This window comes from Streptomyces griseobrunneus (assembly GCF_046713465.1).
GTDB classification, from domain to species: Bacteria; Actinomycetota; Actinomycetes; order Streptomycetales; family Streptomycetaceae; genus Streptomyces; species Streptomyces microflavus.
Map to the genome: position 1 here is coordinate 5,285,023 of NZ_CP177080.1, position 17,408 is coordinate 5,302,430.

Below are 17,408 nucleotides of genomic sequence, written 5' to 3' on the forward strand. Positions count from 1 at the left end.
TGTTCCTCACATCCGGAAGACGCCGAAGCCGGGCCCGGCCGGGTCCTTCTGGGGCAGCGGGGCATTGGCGCAGGCGGTCAGGGCGAGGCCCAGCACCTGGCGGGTGTCCACGGGGTCGATCACACCGTCGTCCCAGAGCCGGGCGGTGGCGTAGTACGCGTTGCCCTGGGTCTCGTACTGCTGGCGGATCGGGGCCTTGAACGTTTCTTCGTCCTCGGCGCTCCAGTCGTCTCCGAGCTGGTCGCGCTTGACGGTGGCCAGGACGGAAGCCGCCTGCTCGCCGCCCATGACGGAGATCTTGGCGTTGGGCCACATCCACAGGAAGCGGGGCGAGTACGCCCGGCCGCACATGGAGTAGTTGCCCGCGCCGTACGAACCGCCGACCACGACCGTCAGCTTCGGCACCCGGGTGCACGCCACCGCCGTGACCATCTTCGCGCCGTGCTTGGCGATGCCGCCCGCCTCGTAGTCCCGGCCGACCATGAAGCCGGAGATGTTCTGCAGGAAGACGAGCGGGATGCCGCGCTGGTCGCACAGCTCGATGAAGTGCGCGCCCTTCTGGGCCGACTCGGAGAACAGGATCCCGTTGTTCGCGACGATCCCCACGGGGTGGCCGTGGATGCGGGCGAACCCGGTGATCAGCGTCGTACCGTACTCCGCCTTGAACTCCTGGAAGCGCGAGCCGTCCACCACCCGGGCGATGACCTCGCGTACGTCGTACGGGGTGCGGGAGTCCACCGGGACCGCCCCGTACAGACCCGCCGGGTCCACCTTCGGCTCCTCGGCCGGCTCGACCGACCAGGGGAGCGGGGCGCGGTCCGGGAGGGTCGCCACGATGTTGCGGACGATCCGCAGGGCGTGCGCGTCGTCCTCCGCGAGGTGGTCGGTGACCCCCGACGTGCGGGAGTGGACCTCGCCGCCGCCCAGCTCCTCCGCCGTGACGACCTCACCGGTCGCGGCCTTCACCAGCGGGGGGCCGCCGAGGAAGATCGTGCCCTGGTTGCGGACGATGACGGCCTCGTCGCTCATCGCCGGGACGTACGCCCCGCCCGCCGTGCAGGAGCCCAGCACCGCCGCGATCTGCGGGATGCCCGCCCCCGACATCCGGGCCTGGTTGTAGAAGATCCGTCCGAAGTGGTCCCGGTCGGGGAAGACCTCGTCCTGCATCGGGAGGAACGCGCCGCCCGAGTCGACCAGGTAGAGGCAGGGGAGCCGGTTCTCCAGCGCCACCTCCTGCGCGCGCAGGTGCTTCTTCACGGTCATCGGGTAGTACGTGCCGCCCTTGACGGTCGCGTCATTGGCGACGATCACGCACTCGCGGCCACTGACCCGCCCGATCCCGGCGATCACCCCGGCTGCCGGGGCGGCGCCCCCGTACAGCCCCTCGGCCGCCAGCGGGGCCAGCTCCAGGAACGGCGAGCCCGGGTCGAGGAGGGTGTCCACCCGGTCCCGGGGGAGCAGCTTGCCGCGCGCCTCGTGGCGGGCCCGCGCCTTCTCACCGCCGCCCAGCCGTGCCGTGGCGAGCCGTGCCGCCAGCTCGTCGGCGAGCGCGTGATGCGCCGCCTCGTTGGCCTGCCAGGCCTCCGAGGCGGGATCGGCCGCGCTCGCCAGGACCGGTGCCTGCTGCATCGTGTCGAGCCCCCTTGCCCGTACCGCGATCATGTGTGTGATGACGGTCTGCTGTTGATGACCGTCTGCTGTTAATGAGCGTTAACGCGTTTCCCTCAGGTTAACGAGCGCTAACGGCCCTGTCTAGAATGAATCCTCATGAGCACCCATGCCGCCGCCCGCGTCGCGGCCCCCACCCGCCGCGAGCAGATCCTGCGGGAGGCCGCGCGCCTCTTCGCCGAGCGCGGCTTCCACGGTGTCGGCGTCGACGAGATAGGCGCTGCGGTCGGTATCAGCGGCCCCGGCCTCTACCGCCACTTCCCCGGCAAGGACGCGATGCTCGCCGAGCTGCTGGTCGGCATCAGCGAGCGGCTGCTGGACGGCGGCCGCCTCCGGGTGGCGGAGGACGCCGCCCGGGGTGACGGTTCCCCGGAAGCCCTCCTGGACGCGCTCATCGAGGGCCACATCGACTTCGCCCTCGACGACCGCCCCCTCATCACCCTCCACGACCGCGAGCTGGACCGGCTGCGCGACACGGACCGCAAGCGGGTGCGCCGGCTCCAGCGCGAGTACGTGGAGGTCTGGGTGGGCGTCGTCCGCGCCCTCTACCCCGGCCTGCCCGAGAACGAGGCCCGCGTCACCGTGCACGCCGTCTTCGGCCTGCTGAACTCCACCCCGCACCTGGCCCGCCCCGAGGCCCGCCCCGGGCGCGAGGCCACCGCCGCACTGCTGCACCGGCTGGCGCGCGGGGCGTTCGCGGCGGCCGCGGACCCCTCCTGAGCAGGAGTTTCGCCTTGTGAGCAACCCCGGGCGGGTTCTTCACGTCTGTCCGAGCAGGACGAAGGGACCGGCCGGGACACCGATCGGGACGAAGAGAGTACGGGGGAGCCTGACCATGGCCGTCTCGCTGGGCGAAGAGATCATGCTGCTGTCGCTGGACGACATGACCGGCGCGGCGAAGGGGGAGTCGGCGGCGCGCTGGGGCGTGGCCGCGGGCATGCTCCTGGAGCTGGTCATGGCGGGCCGCGTCACGGTGAAGGGCGGCCGCGTCGAGGTCTTCGACCCGACCCCCACCGGTGACGCTCTCCTCGACGGACGGCTCGACCGGCTGGTGCGCTGGGTCCACGGGGCCTCCAGCAGCCGCAAGGTGGTCGACTGGCTGACCCGGGAGCACGCGAAGGGCTCGCAGGACGTGGTGGCCGGCCTCTGCGCCCGCGGTCTGGTGACCGAGGAGAAGCACCGGGCCCTCGGCGTCTTCCCGGTGCGCCGCTACCCGGAGGCCGACGGATCCGTCGAACGGGAGCTGCGCGCACGGCTGGCCGCGGTGGTGCTGCACGGGGCCGAGCCGGACGCCCGCACCAGCGCGCTGGTCGCCCTGCTGCACGCCACGGGGATGCACCCGCAGGCCTTCCCCGGCCTGCCGAAGAAGCAGGCGGCCCCGCGCATGGCGGAGATCGCCGACGGCCACTGGGCGGGCGTGAGCGTGCGGGAGGCCATCCGCAACCTCCAGGCCGCGATCTCCACGGTGACCGTGGTGACCGTGCTCTCCGTCGTCCCGTGAAGCATCCGGAGACCATCCGGCCCACGGGGCCCACGTCAGCGGCCGAGCCCGCAGCCGTGATGCCGAGGCCCCACCGCATCGTCGAGGTCGACGCGCTCCGCGGCTTCGCGCTCTGCGGCATCTTCCTCGCCAATGTCCTGGTGATGGCGGGCATCGAAGGGCGGGGCGGCGGCGGGCCGAGCGCCAGTGGTCTGGACCAGGCGGCGCACTGGCTGGTCATGATGCTCGTCCAGACCAAGTTCTACCTGATCTTCTCCTTCCTCTTCGGCTACAGCTCCACCCTCCAGATGGACTCGGCCGAACGCGACGGCGCCCCCTTCGCGCCCAGGATGCTGCGCCGCCTCCTCGGCCTGTTCGTGCTCGGCGCCCTGCACGCGGTCCTGCTGTACCCGGGCGACATCCTCACCACGTACGCCGTCCTCGGCCTGATCCTCTTCGCGGCCCGGGCCGTCGACCCGGCCAGGATGTGGCGCGCCGCGCTCTGGGTGTACGGGGCCGTGGCCGCGCTCTACCTGCTCCTCGGGGCAGCCGTCGCCCTGGTGGACACGGGCGGGGGCGACGAGGGCCTCGCGGCCTCCGCGGCCGAGCTGACCGCCGCGTACCGGGGCGGCCCGGCGGACGTGATCCGCGCCAACATGGATGCCTGGACCGACATCCTGGCCGGGCTCCTCATGATGGGCGGCATGGTCGTCGCGGCGTTCCTGGCCGGGTTCGTGGCGGGCAGGCGCCGGCTCCTGACGGGCACCGGCACCCCGGACCGCGTGGCCCGGCTGCGCCGGATCTGCGGCTGGGGCCTGGCCGTCGGGCTGCCCGGCGGCGCGCTCATGGCGGCGGGCACGGTGGGGCCGCTGGGCGCCCGCTGGGAGATCCCGATGTTCATCGTCGGCATGCTCACCGCACCCGCGCTCAGCGCCGCGTACGCCTGCGGTCTGCTCCTCTGGTTCACCACTCCGCGCGGCGCCCGCCTCGCCGCCCGGCTGGCTCCGGCCGGCCGCATGGCCCTCACCAACTACCTGGTGCAGTCCCTCGTGATGGCGCTCGTCTTCACCGGTTACGGGGCCGCCCTGTACGGCCGGGTCGGCGCGGCGGCCGTGCTGGGCGGGGCGCTGCTCTTCTACGGGTGCCAACTCGCCTTCTCCGCCCGGCTGATGGAACGCCACCGGCTCGGCCCGGTCGAACGGCTGCTGCGTACGGTCACGTTGTGGGGCCGGCCGACGCCTCGCGCCTGAACAGGCTCCTCCCCGACGGGCGTTCTCCCGGAAAAGCGTTCGACCCCTCCTCGGGCGAAAGGCGATACTTCCGGTGCCCGGACACGGCCGCACCATCGTGCGGAACCGGGCCCCGGCCGACCGCGTCGTACGAGCGCGCTCGGCCCGCACGACGGCTCGCGCGGGTCCCCGGGTAACGGGGGAGGGACCCGCGCGTGGCCTATCTGCCCATGCCGCCGGTCTGCCGTGCTGCCGTGCTGCCTTCCCGGACCGGCGCGCCCCGGCCGCCCCGCCCAGCCCCGGCCGGAGGCCGTTCGCCTCAGACCGCCGTCAGGTGCTCGCGCGCCCAGGTGGCGAGCGTGGTCACCCGAATCCCGAGCTCCCGGGCGAGTTCGGGGCGGGCCGGCTGTGTGACGGCGTTGCTCCAGACGTGTCCGGCTCCCCACGCAGGCATGCCCGCCGCGAGGGCCTCGTCGAGGCTCATCGTCGGTGCCTCCACCGGAACGCCCCACGCGGTGGACAGCGTCCGGGCGACCTCCTCCATGGTGAGCAGCTCACCGGCGAGCTCCAGCTCCACCTCGTGGAAGCGGTCGGGCTCCTGGACGGCGTGGGCGGCGGCCGCGCCGATGTCCTCCGTCGCCACCAGCGCCAGGGTCGTGTCCGGCAGAAGGACCGTCGCCAGGCCGCCTTCGGGCCCGTGGGGCGCCAGTTGGGGCAGGTTGTCCATGAAGAAGGCGGGCTTGATCACGGTCCAGCGGGCGAAACCCGCCCCGCGCACCTTCTCCAGGATCGCCTGCTTGGTGTCGAAGTAGCCCGCCATGGCCGCCCAGCGGCCCTCCGCCCACCCAGGGGTCTCCGTGTGCCGGCCGACCCCGCTGGTCGAGGACTGGACGAACTGGGGCACGCCCGCGGCCTGCGCCGCCTCGATCAGGTTGGTCGCCTGTGCCAGCTCCCCGGCGAAGTCGACGCCGGTCTCGTCCATCGGCGGCATCTGCACCGAGAACACGGCACGGGCGTCCGCGCAGGCCGGGTCCAGCGAGGACCGGTCGGTGAGGTCTCCGGTGACCAGTTCCACGCCGAGGGCCTCGACGGCCTTCGCGCGCGGGGAGTGCGGGTCGCGTACCAGCGCGCGCACGGGCACGTCGGCGGCCAGCAGTGCTCGGGTGACAGCCCCGCCCTGGCGTCCGGTGGCACCGGTGACCAGTACGGGGGCGGAACGTGATGCCATGGCGGTGTCTCCTCATGCATGGGGAACAGAGCGGCTCGGGACGGCGCAGCCCGGGAACACAAAACGGCGGGCCCCGCCGTTTTGCCCTCGCTACGATATGGCGGGGCCCACCACTTAGCAAGGAGAGAAGGAGAGCACGTGACCGGTCAGCGCTCGGACGCCCGCCGCAACTACAGCCGCATCCTGGCCGTGGCCGAGGCCGAGGTCGCCCGGCACGGTGCCGCCGCCTCCCTCGAACAGGTCGCCCGCACCGCGGGCGTCGGCTCCGCCACCGTGCGCCGGCACTTCCCCACCCGGCAGGCCCTGCTCGAAGCCGTCTTCCAGGAACGCATCCAGGCCCTCTGCGAGCGCGCGGACCAGCTGAGCCGGGCCGACGACAGCCGGGCCGCGCTGCTGGACTGGCTCCACGGCCTCGTGCGGTACGCCGTCTCGGCCCGCGGGTTCGCGGACGTCCTCACCTACGAGCCCCCCACCGACGTCCCCGCCGACACCTCCACCGACGCCCAGGTGCAGCACTCCTGCGGCGCGGTGCTCGAAAGGGCGGCGGCCCCCCTGCTCCGCCGTGCCCTGCGCGACGAGGTGGTCAGGCCGGGCGTCACCTTCCACGACCTGATCACCCTCGCCGTCGGCATCGCCCTGGCCACCGAGCACCACGCCGAACCGGCCGTCCAGGCCGACCGCCTCTTCACCCTCACCGTCGAAGGCCTGAGTCCCAGCCCCTGACCGGGCGGACAGCCGGGAGGGCTGCCCGGCCGGTCAGGGGTGCCCCGGGCTCAGCCCGCCTTGGCCTTCACGGTGACGTGGTCGACCCGCATCGGATGGCCCGGCTCGGTGGCTGGCCCGGCCGTGGCGCCGTCCGCGACCGGGAGCTTGCCGCCGATCGCCACGTTCAGGATCAGGAACACCCCGTGGTCCACCGCCCGCTTCCAGGTCCCGGCGTCCATCCGCCCGGCGCTCACCCGGTGGTACACCCGGCCGTCCAGATACCAGCGCACCTCCCGCGCGCCGAGGTCGACCTCCACGGCGTACGTGTGGAACTCCGTACGGCAGGTCGCGCACGCCTGCGGACCCGACGTCAGGCCCACGGGCTCCTCGCACGGCCCGCCCTCCAGCACCCCGCAGTGCATCGAACCGAAGACGGTGTCCCGGCCGTTGACGGACTCCATGATGTCCAGCTCACCGACGCCCGGCCACCCTGTGTACCCGTCGCGCAGCGGGGCGCCCAGGGTCCAGAACGCGGGCCAATAGCCCGCCGCCTTCGGCCCGGTCACGTCCGGCAGCGCGATCGACGCCTCGATCCGCAGCACTCCGCCGGGCGGCGGTGCGAAGTCGGAACGTACGGTCTCGATCCGCCCCGAACTCCACTGCTCACCCTCCCTGGTGGGGACGATCTCCAGCGCACCCTTACCGTCCAGACGGACGTTGTCCGTCGAGTCGGTCATGGTCTCGATCTCGCCGGTGCCCCACTGCGGGGCCGGGCAGCCGGGGTAGCAGGTCCCGAGGTCGTACTGCCAGTCGGCGGGGGAGGGGCGGCTGCCCACCGGACCCTCGAAGTCGTCCCGCATCAGCTCGGTCCAGCCCTCGGCACCGGGTGCGGCTGGCGCGGCAGGGGTCGCGGGGGCCGTGGCCGGGGGCAGCGCGCCCGAGTCCGTCAGCAGCCGCTCCAGCCGGGGGGCCAGTACGACGGCCGCCACGTTCGAGAGGTGGGCGTCGTCCCGGTAGAGCAGGATGCGGTCGCGTACGGCCGGGCAGGTCGGCCCGTCCCCCGGGCAGAGCACCGGGTTCACGCTGATGGACCGCACGCCCGGCACCGCCCCCGACGCGATCCGCCGCGCCAGCGGATCGGCCGGAACCGCCTCCGCCCGGCTGAAGGCGCAGGCGGCGGCGTCGTCCGGAGCGCCGGAGACACACGCCGGGATGTCCGTCCCGGGTACGGGGGTGTCCTCGATGTACACGATCGGGGCACCGGTCGCCCGCAGCGGCTTGAGCGTCTTCTCCCAGGCTGAGGTGAGGAGTTGGCGGTTGCTCGTGTACCGGTTGAGCGAGGCGATCACGATGAGCTTGGGCTTGGGCCCCGTACGCAGGCGGTCCAGGGTGTCCGCACGCCAGGTGTCGCACTCCCGGTAGGCGCGGCCCAGTTGGGGGCTGTCCACCGCCAGCTGCGGCAGCGGGCAGCCCTGCTTGACCAACTCCTGCAGTGCCCAGCCGCGTTGGGCGGCCAGTGCCAGCATCGGGGAGAACCACTGGCCCGCGTGCGAGTCGCCGAGCAGCACGATCCGGTCCGGGCTGTCCACCGCGCCGAACAGGCACTCCGGGCTGCGGGTCACCTCCGGCGCGACCTGGCAGTCCCGGTCCGGCGGGAAGTCCTTGCGCGCCTGGGCCGGGTTCGGCACCACCGGGCCGTCCGCTGCGGAACCCCCGAGCAGCGACGGCCCGGAGACGGCCCCCGGCGGCAGGCCCTTGACGTCGACCGGGGTGGCGGGGCCCATCAGGTGCAGGGTCGCGGTGCCCACCACCAGGGCGAGCGCGACCGGCAGCACGATGGCGGAGACGCCCACCGCCAGTCCGCGCCGGGGGAGTTCGGAGACCGTACGGCTGCGGCGCAGCGGCTGCTCCACCCAGCGCATCGTGGCGAGCGCGGGCAGGACGGCGGCCAGCGTCAGCGCGGTCCTCGCGGGCCAGCCGAGCGCGCCCAGCCGGGCCTCGGCGAGGACGAGCACCGGCCAGTGCCACAGGTAGAGGGTGTACGAGAGCCGCCCGACGGCCCGGGGCGCCCGGCCCGCCAGCAGCCGCCCGACCCCGTACGGGCCCTGGACGTTCCGCTCGCCCCGGCCGGGTATCGCCGCGAGGATCACGGCGGCGGTGGCCAGGGTCGGGACGAGCGCCGCGTAACCGGGGTACGGCGTCGAGGCGTCGTACGCCACCACGCACCAGCCGATCGCCGCGGCCCCGCCCCAGCCGCACAGCAGCCGGAGCGTGCGCGGGCCGCGCAGCAGATGCCACGGCAGCAGCGCGAGCAGCGCGCCTACGCCGAACTGCCAGACGCGCGAGAGTGTTCCGAGATACGCGAGCGAGACGGAGTGCTCCGTCCAGTACAGGGACAGCGCGAACGAGCCGAGGACCAGCGCCCCGGTCACGAGCGCCACCACGGACCGCACGGCACGCCCCCGGCGGACCGCACGGGCGGCGCAGAGGACGACCACCGCGAGGAGCGGGGCCCAGAAGAGGTAGAACTGCTCCTCGACGGCGAGCGACCAGAAGTGCAGCAGCGGGCTCTGGTCGTGCCCGGCGGCCAGGTAGTCGGTCCGCTGGGAGACGAACCGCCAGTTGGCGAGGGAGAGCGCCGCGGAGAGGACGTCGTACTCCAGGTCGGTGCGGCGCAGCGGTACGGTCAGCCAGGCCCCGGCCACCGCCACCGCCGCGAGCACCACGGCGGCCGATGGCAGCAGCCGCCGGGCCCGCCGGGAGAAGAAGTCGCCGAGCCGGATCCGGCCGGTGCTGATGGCCTCGCGGACCAGGAGGCCGGTGATCAGGTAGCCGGAGATGACGAAGAAGACGTCGACGCCGATGAACCCGCCCGCCAGGCCCGGGATCTCGGCGTGGAAGGCGAGGACCGCGAGGACGGCGACCGCGCGCAGCCCCTCGATGTCGGGCCGGAACGTGGACCGGTGCGGGCTCGGCCCGGACTCGCCGCCAGGGCGGGAAGACGGGGGCGGTGTGAGCGGTGGTGCGGAGGGCTTCCGGCGGGGGCCGGGAGCAAGGAGGAAGGGCATGGCGAGAAGGCCTTTCAGCTCGACCAGGGGAGCATCGGGTTGACCCACCCCGAGGCGAGCAGACCGGTGAGCAGGAGGACGGCGGATGCGGCGAGGGTCTCGGGCCAGCGGCGGGGCAGCATGCCGGTGGGGGAGCGGAGGGCGGCGAGGAAGGTTCTCCCACCCGCACCCGCACCCGCACTGCGCGGCTTCGGGATCGCAGCGCCCCCGGCCCCCGGCCGCAGCTCGGCCGAAAGGTCCCGTATCAACGGCACATTGATCTGGAGCTGCACCAACAGGTAGAGGAGGAGACCCCAGTTGGGCTCCCACCCGTTACGGGCCACGGCCAGGGCGATCCCGGCGGCGGCAGCCCCGTTGGACAGGACGAGCCAGACCAGCGAGACGCCCACCACCCGGCGGGCCATCGAACCCGAACTCCCCTTGCTCTGCGCCCCCGTGGGCACCCAGGCGGCGCTGCGCCCCCGCAGGGTGTGCCAAAACGCGGTCGCGGCGGCCACGCTGGTGAGGACGTTGGCGCGGATCACCTCCACCCGCCAGCGGGTCCGGCTGATCCGGGGCAGCAGCACGTGCCAGAGCCAGAGCGGGGCGAGCAGCGGCAGTACGTGCCAGGGCCGGATGTGGTCCGGATACCAGAACATCATCACCAGCGGCGGCAGCGGCGCGGCGAAGGTGTTCACGGCCGTCGTGAGGTACCCGACGACACCCTCGTAGAAGCAGAGCCGCATCCGCCAGGGTGCGCGCATCCGCTTCAGTACGGGCGTCCCCAGCAGGTGGAGGTTGCCCATCGCCCACCGGTACTGCTGGTTGACGAAGGAGGTGACCTCGTCGGGCGAGGTGCCCTTGGCGACCAGGACGGGGACGTACTGGGTGCGGAACCCCTGCTCGTGCAGCGCGAGCCCGGTGTACAGGTCCTCGCTGTGGTCGAGCCGGGCGAAGCCGCCCGCCAGGTCGATCGCGGCGCGCCGGTAGACGGCGTTGGAGCCGCAGCAGATGGCGGCGTCACTGGCGTCCCGGGACGGCTGGATCCAGCGGAAGAACCACTCCTGCGCCGAGCCGGCGGCGCGCTGGATCCACCCCATCGTCTCGTCGGTGTCGAAGCACTGAGGGCTCTGCACGATGCCGACGGCGGGGTCGGCGAGGTACGGCACGAGGTGGCGCAGGAAGTCCGGGCGGGGCGCGAAGTCCGCGTCCAGGATCGCGATGAACTGAGCGCTGCTCAGCGTGAGCGCGTGGTTGAGGTTGCCCGCCTTCTTCAGGTGGCCCCGGTCGGGCCGGACGACGTAGGAGTAGCCGTACGAGGCGGCCAGCGCGGCGACCTCGGGCCGGTCGCCGTCGTCCAGGACCCAGACGGTCAGCGCGCCGGGCCAGTCCGCGGCGGCGACGGCGCGGTAGGCGTTGGCGAGAACGGGGAGCGGTTCGCCGCACGTCGGCAAGTACAGGTCCACGGAAGGCAGTTCGGCGGGCTGCCAGGCGTGGACGAGGACCTCGTGCGACTGCCGGGTCAGCCGGCGCTGGCGCAGGCTGTTGACGGAGGAGAGCAGCAGGGCCACGACGTTGAGGCCGAGGATGGCGAGGAACGCCCAGAGGGCGGGCGTCCGCAGTGCGAAGGCGAACATGGTGGCCGCGGTGAAGACGAAGGCGAGCGAACTGCTCACCAGGACCCAGCGGCGCTGCGGCCCGAAATACCAGTAGAGCTCGTCGTCGGACGGTGGTTGCGGCAGGTGATGCACGGTCATAAAGCCCCCCACGGCTGTGTATGTACCCGTTTCCGTACCTGTTTCAGTACTCGTTTCCGGTGGCCACCCTAGCGCCAAAGGTATAGACCACTTGCGTGAGACCGAGGCAACGGACGGAATGAGACAGCGGATTGGCGTGGTTCGATTGGTCCAGACCTCTGGGTGGTTCCATTCGAGCGGCCGGACCCGTCCGGTGAAGGAAGGGCCAGGTCACGCGAGGGTGAACAGTCCCGGAAGACTTGCCGGGATCCCGGCAGGGAGCGTCCTGAGTACGGGACACCGGGCACACCCCGCACCCCGGACGGCACAATGGGTTCATGCCGATACCCAGCCGCGCCGCCCTCGTCGACCACCTCGTCCGTTCGCGCATCGCGGGGGACGTCGCCACCCCTCGCGACAACAACCTCTCCCACTACCGCAAGCTCGCCAACGGGGACCGCCACTACTGGCTGGGCCTGGAGCTCGGCGACCGCTGGACCGACGAGCAGGACGTGCTCGCGGTGATGGCCGAGCGCTGCGGTGTGAACGACGACCCCGCGCACCGGGCGGGCCAGGACACCATCGACCCCGAGCTGACGGTCGACGCCCTGGAGCGGATGGCGGCCCGCCTGCGCAAGGCCGCGGACGGCCGCGAGCGGGTCCTCTTCGCCACCGGCCACCCCGGCGGCCTGCTGGACGTGCACCGGCAGACGGCGGACGCCCTGCGCCGGGCGGGCTGCGAGATCGTCCGTATCCCCTCCGGGCTGATGGCGGACGAGGGCATGGTCTTCCAGTTCGCCGATGTCGCGATGCTGGAGCGCGGGGCGACCCTCTGGCACACCCACTCCCCGGCCCCGATGGCGGCCATCCTGGACGCCATGGCGCACCTGGGCCGCCCGCTGCCCGACCTCGTCGTCGCGGACCACGGCTGGGCGGGCTGCGCGGGCCAGCGCGGGCTGGACGCGATCGGTTACGCGGACTGCAACGACCCGGCCCTGTTCCTCGGCGAGGCGGAGGGCACCCTCCAGGTCACCGTTCCCCTGGACGACCACGTCACCGACCCGCGCTTCTACGACCCGATGACGGATTACCTGCTGCACGCGGCGGGTCTGCTGGAGGAGGAGCCGGTGGAGGCCGTCGAGACCGTGGAGGCCGCGGCGGACGAGTCCGCCGCGTAGGGGCTCGGGGCGTCTCCCCGGAACAACCGGAACAACGGAGCAACCGGGACGAGCAGGGGCTTCAGGGGCTGGGGTGCTCCTGCTGTCGCCGCCGCCGCTGCTCACGCCCCGGCGTCGGGTCCAGATACACCCGCTGGACCGAGGGGAACCGCTCGCGAAGCTGCTCCTCGGCCTCCTCGCAGGCCCACTCGACCTCCTCGGCGGTGGCCATGTCCCGGAAGTCGATCTTCGCGGCGATCAGGATCTCGGCCGGCCCCTGGATGAGCGTGGTCAGTTCCAGTACGTCGACGATGTGCGGGACGGACAGCAGCTCCTCGCGCACCCCCGCCCGCACGGACGCGGGCAGCGGCCGCCCGATGAGCAGCTGCGCGTTGGACCGGCCGAGGACCCAGGCCACGTACACGAGCAGCAGGCCGATCAGGCAGGAGGCGATCCCGTCCCAGACCCCGGACCCCGTCAGCTGCCCGCCGAGCAGCCCGCCCGCGGCCAGCAGCAGCCCGACTAGGGCCGCCGAGTCCTCCATGACGACGGCCTTCACGGCGGTGTCGGGGGTGTGGCGCAGGTAGTACGTGTCCGGCACCCGCAGCCGTGACGCCTCGCGCCGCACCTGTTTGACGCCGGTGCGCAAGGAATAGCCCTCCAGCAGGAAGGCGACGCCGAGGACGATGTACGAGATGAGGGGGTTGCCCAGCTCCTCGCCCGCGATCAGGGTGTGCACCCCGTCGTAGATCGAGAAGACCGCACCGCCGACGAAGGTGGCGATGGAGGCGAGCATGGCCCAGATGTACCGCTCGGGGCCGTAACCCAGGGGGTGGTCCTCGTCGGCCGGCTTCTCGCTCCGCTTGAGCGCGGTGAGGAGCATGACCTCGGTGACGGTGTCCGCCACCGAGTGGGCCGCCTCGGAGAGCATCGCGCTCGACCCGCTGATCAGCCCGGCGACGGCCTTCGCCACGGCGATGGCGAGGTTGGCGAGAGCCGCCACGATCACCGTGAAGGTGGACTCCCCGCCATCAGCTGTGCTGTCCGCTTTCGCGTCACTCATGGTGGGGAGTATGTCCGAATCGGGGCGTCAGATGGCGCTCATCCCGGGGGCACGCGGAACCCGGACGACACCTTCCTGGATGACGGTGATCGCGAGGCGCCCATCAGCGGTGTAGATACGGGCCTGGCCCAGGCCCCGCCCGCCGGAGGCCGACGGCGACTCCTGGTCGTACAGCAGCCACTCGTCCGCCCGGAAGGGCCGGTGGAACCACATCGCGTGGTCCAGACTCGCCCCGACCACGTCCCCGACCGCCCAGCCGCCCCGCCCGTGGGCGAGGAGCACCGAGTCGAGCAGCGTCATGTCGGAGACGTACGTCGCCATGCAGACGTGCAGCAGCGGGTCGTCCGCGAGCTTGCCGTTGGTCCGGAACCAGACCTGCGAGCGCGGCTCGCGCGCCTCGCCCACCGTGCCGAACGGCGGCGCGTCCACATACCGCAGGTCGACGGCGTCCCGCGCCTCGATCAGCCGGTCCACCATCCCCGGATCGCTGAAGCGGTCCGCATACCGGGGCAGCATCTCGGCGGCCGTGGGCAGGGTCTCCGGATCGGGGGCGGCGGGCATGTCCGCCTGGTGCTCCAGCCCCTCCTCGTAGCTCTGGAAGGACGCGGAGAGGTGGAAGATCGGCTGCCCGTGCTGGACGGCGACGACCCGGCGGGTGGTGAAGGACTTCCCGTCGCGGATGCGGTCGACGCTGTAGACGATCGGCGCGCCCGGGTCGCCCGCCCGCAGGAAGTACGCGTGCAGGGAATGGGCGCCCCGGTCCGCCGGGACCGTCCGGCCCGCGGCGACCAGCGCCTGGGCCGCGACCTGCCCGCCGAACACCCGGGGCACGACCGCGCTGCGGCTCATGCCCCGGAAGATGTCCCGCTCGATCTGCTCCAGGTCGAGCAGATCGAGCAGGGAATCGAGTGCTGCGCTCATGAAGAGAACGTAGTCCTTACCGAACCGGCTGTGGGCTTTCTACAGGCCCATGGACTTGGCGATGATCGACTTCATGACCTCGCTGGTGCCGCCGTAGATGCGGTTGACCCGGTTGTCCGCGTACAGGCGGGCGATCGGGTACTCGTTCATGAAGCCGTAGCCGCCGTGCAGCTGCAGGCAGCGGTCGATCACGCGGTGGGCGACCTCGGTGCAGAACAGCTTGGCCGACGCGGCCTCCGCCGCCGTGAGCTCACCGGCGTCCAGGGCCTCCAGCGCGCGGTCGGCGACGGCCTGGGCCGCGTCGACCTCGGCCTGGCAGGCGGCCAGCTCGAACTTGGTGTTCTGGAACGAGGCGACGGTCTTGCCGAAGACCGTGCGCTCCTGGACGTACTCCTTGGCGAACCGGACGGCGGCCGCGGCCTGCGCGTACGCGCCGAAGGCGATGCCCCAGCGCTCGGAGGCCAGGTTGGTGCCGAGGTAGCCGAAGCCCTTGTTCTCCTCGCCGAGGAGGTCCTCGGCCGGGACCTTGACGTCGACGAACGCCAGCTCGGCGGTGTCGGAGGTCTTCAGGCCCAGCTTGTCGAGCTTCCGGCCGACCGAGTAGCCGGCGGACTTGGTGTCGACGGCGAAGAGGGAGATGCCGAAGCGGCGGTCGTCCTCGCGCGGGGCGGCGGTACGGGCGCAGACGATCACGCGGTCGGCGTGGACGCCACCGGTGATGAAGGTCTTCGAGCCGTTGAGGACGTAGTGCGTGCCGTCCTCGGAGAGCTTGGCGGTGGTCTTCATGCCCGCGACGTCGGAGCCGGTGCCCGGCTCGGTCATCGCGAGGGCCCACATCTCCTCGCCGGTCGCGAACTTCGGCAGCCAGCGCTTCTTCTGCTCGTCGGTGGCGAGCATCTTGACGTAGGGCAGGCCGAGCAGCGTGTGGACGCCGGAGCCGCCGAAGGAGACACCCGCGCGGGCGGTCTCCTCGTAGATGACGGCTTCGTACTTGTGCGAGTCGATGCCCGCGCCGCCGTACTCCTCGTCGACCTCGATGCCGAAGATGCCCAGCTCGCCCAGCTTGAGGTAGAACTCGCGCGGCACCTGGCCCGCGGCGAACCACTCGTCGTACACCGGCACGACCTCGGCGGCGATGAAGGCGCGGATGGTCTCCCGGAACGCCTCGTGGTCCTCGTTGAATACCGTACGGCGCACGGGGTGCCTCCTTGGTCGGCTGAAGTGTTCGACGGCTGGTGCTGATGTGTTCGTCGGCTGGGCATTCGCTCACCGGACATGGCTAAGCGCTTGCTCATTCTCCTTCGAAGTTACCGGTCGGTCACGGAGCTGTCCAGGGTGATGCTGAGCACGCGCGAGCCAGGCCGGGCCGGGGGCGTTGTCAGAGGCGTGGTGCAGGATCGCCGGGAGCGGATCGGTACGCGTCCGGGGCGGGGCCCGGGGCGCGCGGAGGGGCATGGGGGCATCAACGTGACGATCACGAACCGGCAGGTGGCGGAGCACGCGTTCCTGCTCCCGCTGTACGAGGACGACTACTTCCCGGATCACGTCCTGGACCGGGGCAGGGCGGTGCTCCTGCGCCTGTGCGAGCGGATCGAGGCCGAGCGGCCCGGGGACCTGGCGGCGCTGTACCGGCTGACGGAGGGGGCGACCGAGGAGTTCAACGCCCTGGAGGCGGATTTCGAAGCGGCGGGCAGCGAGATCGAGACGGTGGCGCGCGAGGAGATAGGCGAGGCGTTCTGGTTCATCGCGCAGGCGTACGGCTTCCCGGACGCGGACGGGGAACAACTGATCGCGGCGCGGGAGTGGTGAGGCCACCCCTGTGACTCCGTACGCCCGATCCGGCCCGTGCCACCGCCGTGATTCACCCCGTACGCCGCTCCGACCCGTCGTCCGGCGGACGCTCCGCCCCGGGGGCGGGCGGTTCCGTATGGGCGACGGTGAGTGCGGCGCGGATGGTCTCCACCGCCTCCATGAGCCTGGCCCGTGAGTCCGGTGCCACCCGCTCCAGGGCGGCCGCCAGCCGCTCCTCGCGCCGGGCCCGCAGCCGGTCGAGGTGCGCCCGCCCCTGAGTGGTCAGGTGCAGCTCGACCTCCCGCCGGCTGGACGGGCTGGAGGACCGCCGCGCGAAGCCGAGCGCCTCCAGCCGGTCGCACAGCCGGCTCACCGAGGACGGCGCGGCGGACAGCTCCGCGCTCAGGTGCCGCAGATTGATGCCCTCCCGGCGTTCGAGCACGTACATGACGCGGAGCTGCGGCGCGGACACGGTGACGGGCGAGGTCACGTCGGGCACCCGCGTCCAGTGGACCTCCAGCAGCTCGATGACCCCGCGCATCGCCTTCGCCACGTCGCGGAGCCTGTGATCAGGCCCGGAACGCTCTACGCCCATGCTGGGCCACCCTTGGTCGAGCTTCGGCCCCGTCCGCGCCTGCGGCAGGTCCTTCATAGCGTTGACGCCCTCGCCGTTCCGAAACCCATGATTCTTCCTCCGGTGCGCGCGGGCGCGGCGCGGGGGCGTCGAATTCCCGCGAAATGGATCGAAAAACGCACGAGTTCTCAGACATGGTGCCGCGGGGGCCGGGCACGAGGCTGTCAGCGGTTGCTCAGGAAGTGAGCACGGCGGAAAGCACACCTTTTACGAGGGACGCGTGCCGCTGAACCAAATTCATTCACGTGCGATCGAAGGAGTTTTTATGACTGAGAACCTGTGGGGCTACCAGCCGACCGCCGGCCACACCACCGGCACCGACCTGATCGGTTACAAGGTCGAGGCGACCGACGGCAGCATCGGCAAGGTCGACAAGCACTCCGACGACGTCACGTCCTCGTACCTGGTGGTCGACACCGGCGTATGGATCTTCGGCAAGCACGTCCTGCTTCCGGCGGGCACGGTGAGCCGGATCGACGCCGATGACAAGAAGGTCTACATCGACCTCACGAAGGACCAGATCAAGGACGCCCCGGAGTTCGACAAGGACAAGCACGTCGGCGACGCGGACTTCCACCGCACGACCGGTGAGTACTACGGGCGCCACCGTCGCGTCTGATCCGACGGCGACGCCGACGGTACAGAGGTGAGCGGGCGGGGCGGGACGCGGAACCATCGCGTCCCGCCCCGCCCGCGTGCGCGGTTCCGGGCGGGTCGTGGGACGTGCTTCACGATGTCCCGGTGACGAG

At 72.1% G+C, this 17,408-nt stretch carries 15 protein-coding genes; 7 read left to right on the forward strand and 8 right to left on the reverse strand.

Going from position 1 to position 17,408, the window contains the following annotated elements:
* Positions 1-6: 6 nt before the first annotated feature.
* Positions 7-1,629, reverse strand: a complete 1,623-nt coding sequence (locus tag ACK8N7_RS24045; protein WP_032758494.1) for a carboxyl transferase domain-containing protein — start codon at positions 1,627-1,629, stop codon at positions 7-9.
* A gap of 138 nt (positions 1,630-1,767) precedes the next feature.
* On the opposite strand from ACK8N7_RS24045, the gene ACK8N7_RS24050 reads away from it, so the two are divergent.
* The 3 genes from ACK8N7_RS24050 to ACK8N7_RS24060 all read left to right on the forward strand — a co-directional run bounded on the left by ACK8N7_RS24050 (position 1,768) and on the right by ACK8N7_RS24060 (position 4,398).
* Positions 1,768-2,388 (forward strand): SACE_7040 family transcriptional regulator, encoded by a 621-nt coding sequence (locus tag ACK8N7_RS24050; RefSeq protein ID WP_403213014.1) that lies wholly within the window; start codon positions 1,768-1,770, stop codon positions 2,386-2,388.
* 115 nt (positions 2,389-2,503) lie between these two features.
* Entirely contained in the window at positions 2,504-3,169 is a 666-nt protein-coding gene (locus ACK8N7_RS24055) for a GOLPH3/VPS74 family protein (RefSeq protein ID WP_500444116.1), read from the forward strand.
* Positions 3,166-4,398 (forward strand): DUF418 domain-containing protein, encoded by a 1,233-nt coding sequence (locus tag ACK8N7_RS24060; protein ID WP_403213010.1) that lies wholly within the window; start codon positions 3,166-3,168, stop codon positions 4,396-4,398. Before ACK8N7_RS24055 ends, ACK8N7_RS24060 begins: the two co-directional genes overlap by 4 nt.
* A 298-nt stretch (positions 4,399-4,696) precedes the next feature.
* Here ACK8N7_RS24060 and ACK8N7_RS24065 read toward each other — a convergent pair whose 3' ends face one another.
* Positions 4,697-5,605 carry an NmrA family NAD(P)-binding protein gene (locus ACK8N7_RS24065; RefSeq protein WP_403213008.1) on the reverse strand — a complete coding sequence of 303 codons (909 nt, stop codon included), beginning with the start codon at positions 5,603-5,605 and terminating at the stop codon, positions 4,697-4,699.
* Positions 5,606-5,743: 138 nt separating this feature from the next.
* Between ACK8N7_RS24065 and ACK8N7_RS24070 the strand changes: the two genes are divergently transcribed.
* Positions 5,744-6,328 carry a TetR/AcrR family transcriptional regulator gene (locus ACK8N7_RS24070; protein WP_500444117.1) on the forward strand — a complete coding sequence of 195 codons (585 nt, stop codon included), beginning with the start codon at positions 5,744-5,746 and terminating at the stop codon, positions 6,326-6,328.
* Positions 6,329-6,378: 50 nt separating this feature from the next.
* Here ACK8N7_RS24070 and ACK8N7_RS24075 read toward each other — a convergent pair whose 3' ends face one another.
* The gene (locus ACK8N7_RS24075) at positions 6,379-9,378 is read right to left on the reverse strand and encodes an SGNH hydrolase domain-containing protein (RefSeq protein WP_500444118.1); all 3,000 of its coding nucleotides are present in this window, start codon (positions 9,376-9,378) and stop codon (positions 6,379-6,381) included.
* A 14-nt stretch (positions 9,379-9,392) separates the two neighbouring features.
* Complete coding sequence (locus ACK8N7_RS24080; RefSeq protein ID WP_403213002.1) at positions 9,393-11,114, reverse strand: glycosyltransferase family 2 protein; 1,722 nt, start codon at positions 11,112-11,114, stop codon at positions 9,393-9,395.
* A 317-nt stretch (positions 11,115-11,431) separates the two neighbouring features.
* Between ACK8N7_RS24080 and ACK8N7_RS24085 the strand changes: the two genes are divergently transcribed.
* The gene (locus ACK8N7_RS24085) at positions 11,432-12,271 is read left to right on the forward strand and encodes a phosphatase (protein ID WP_403213000.1); all 840 of its coding nucleotides are present in this window, start codon (positions 11,432-11,434) and stop codon (positions 12,269-12,271) included.
* 61 nt (positions 12,272-12,332) lie between these two features.
* Here ACK8N7_RS24085 and ACK8N7_RS24090 read toward each other — a convergent pair whose 3' ends face one another.
* From ACK8N7_RS24090 to ACK8N7_RS24100, 3 genes are read right to left on the reverse strand one after another with little or no spacing between them, the layout of a single operon-like run.
* On the reverse strand, positions 12,333-13,313 hold the full coding sequence (locus ACK8N7_RS24090; protein ID WP_403212998.1) for a cation diffusion facilitator family transporter: 981 nt from the start codon (positions 13,311-13,313) through the stop codon (positions 12,333-12,335).
* A gap of 27 nt (positions 13,314-13,340) precedes the next feature.
* The gene (locus tag ACK8N7_RS24095) at positions 13,341-14,234 is read right to left on the reverse strand and encodes an acyl-CoA thioesterase (RefSeq protein ID WP_403212996.1); all 894 of its coding nucleotides are present in this window, start codon (positions 14,232-14,234) and stop codon (positions 13,341-13,343) included.
* Between the two features lie 39 nt (positions 14,235-14,273).
* On the reverse strand, positions 14,274-15,431 hold the full coding sequence (locus ACK8N7_RS24100; protein WP_319349036.1) for an acyl-CoA dehydrogenase family protein: 1,158 nt from the start codon (positions 15,429-15,431) through the stop codon (positions 14,274-14,276).
* Between the two features lie 270 nt (positions 15,432-15,701).
* Here ACK8N7_RS24100 and ACK8N7_RS24105 point away from each other — a divergent pair, with 270 nt between their 5' ends.
* Entirely contained in the window at positions 15,702-16,043 is a 342-nt protein-coding gene (locus ACK8N7_RS24105; RefSeq protein WP_403212994.1) for a DUF5713 family protein, read from the forward strand.
* Between the two features lie 52 nt (positions 16,044-16,095).
* Here the strand turns inward: ACK8N7_RS24105 and ACK8N7_RS24110 are convergent, their stop codons facing one another.
* Positions 16,096-16,578 carry a MarR family winged helix-turn-helix transcriptional regulator gene (locus ACK8N7_RS24110; protein WP_403212992.1) on the reverse strand — a complete coding sequence of 161 codons (483 nt, stop codon included), beginning with the start codon at positions 16,576-16,578 and terminating at the stop codon, positions 16,096-16,098.
* A gap of 346 nt (positions 16,579-16,924) precedes the next feature.
* Between ACK8N7_RS24110 and ACK8N7_RS24115 the strand changes: the two genes are divergently transcribed.
* A complete protein-coding gene (locus tag ACK8N7_RS24115; protein ID WP_403212990.1) occupies positions 16,925-17,278 on the forward strand; it encodes a PRC-barrel domain-containing protein in 354 nt (117 codons plus the stop codon).
* The last annotated feature ends 130 nt before the right edge of the window (positions 17,279-17,408 follow it).

What these genes read in the sequence shown, in the direction of transcription:
- ACK8N7_RS24095 (WP_403212996.1), bottom strand. Translation starts at nt 14,234, where the DNA reads ATGAGCGCAGCACTCGATTCCCTGCTCGATCTGCTCGACCTGGAGCAG.
- ACK8N7_RS24115 (WP_403212990.1), top strand. Translation starts at nt 16,925, where the DNA reads ATGACTGAGAACCTGTGGGGCTACCAGCCGACCGCCGGCCACACCACC.
- ACK8N7_RS24075 (WP_500444118.1), bottom strand. Translation starts at nt 9,378, where the DNA reads ATGCCCTTCCTCCTTGCTCCCGGCCCCCGCCGGAAGCCCTCCGCACCA.
- ACK8N7_RS24050 (WP_403213014.1), top strand. Translation starts at nt 1,768, where the DNA reads ATGAGCACCCATGCCGCCGCCCGCGTCGCGGCCCCCACCCGCCGCGAG.
- ACK8N7_RS24055 (WP_500444116.1), top strand. Translation starts at nt 2,504, where the DNA reads ATGGCCGTCTCGCTGGGCGAAGAGATCATGCTGCTGTCGCTGGACGAC.
- ACK8N7_RS24045 (WP_032758494.1), bottom strand. Translation starts at nt 1,629, where the DNA reads ATGCAGCAGGCACCGGTCCTGGCGAGCGCGGCCGATCCCGCCTCGGAG.
- ACK8N7_RS24065 (WP_403213008.1), bottom strand. Translation starts at nt 5,605, where the DNA reads ATGGCATCACGTTCCGCCCCCGTACTGGTCACCGGTGCCACCGGACGC.
- ACK8N7_RS24090 (WP_403212998.1), bottom strand. Translation starts at nt 13,313, where the DNA reads ATGAGTGACGCGAAAGCGGACAGCACAGCTGATGGCGGGGAGTCCACC.
- ACK8N7_RS24080 (WP_403213002.1), bottom strand. Translation starts at nt 11,114, where the DNA reads ATGACCGTGCATCACCTGCCGCAACCACCGTCCGACGACGAGCTCTAC.
- ACK8N7_RS24085 (WP_403213000.1), top strand. Translation starts at nt 11,432, where the DNA reads ATGCCGATACCCAGCCGCGCCGCCCTCGTCGACCACCTCGTCCGTTCG.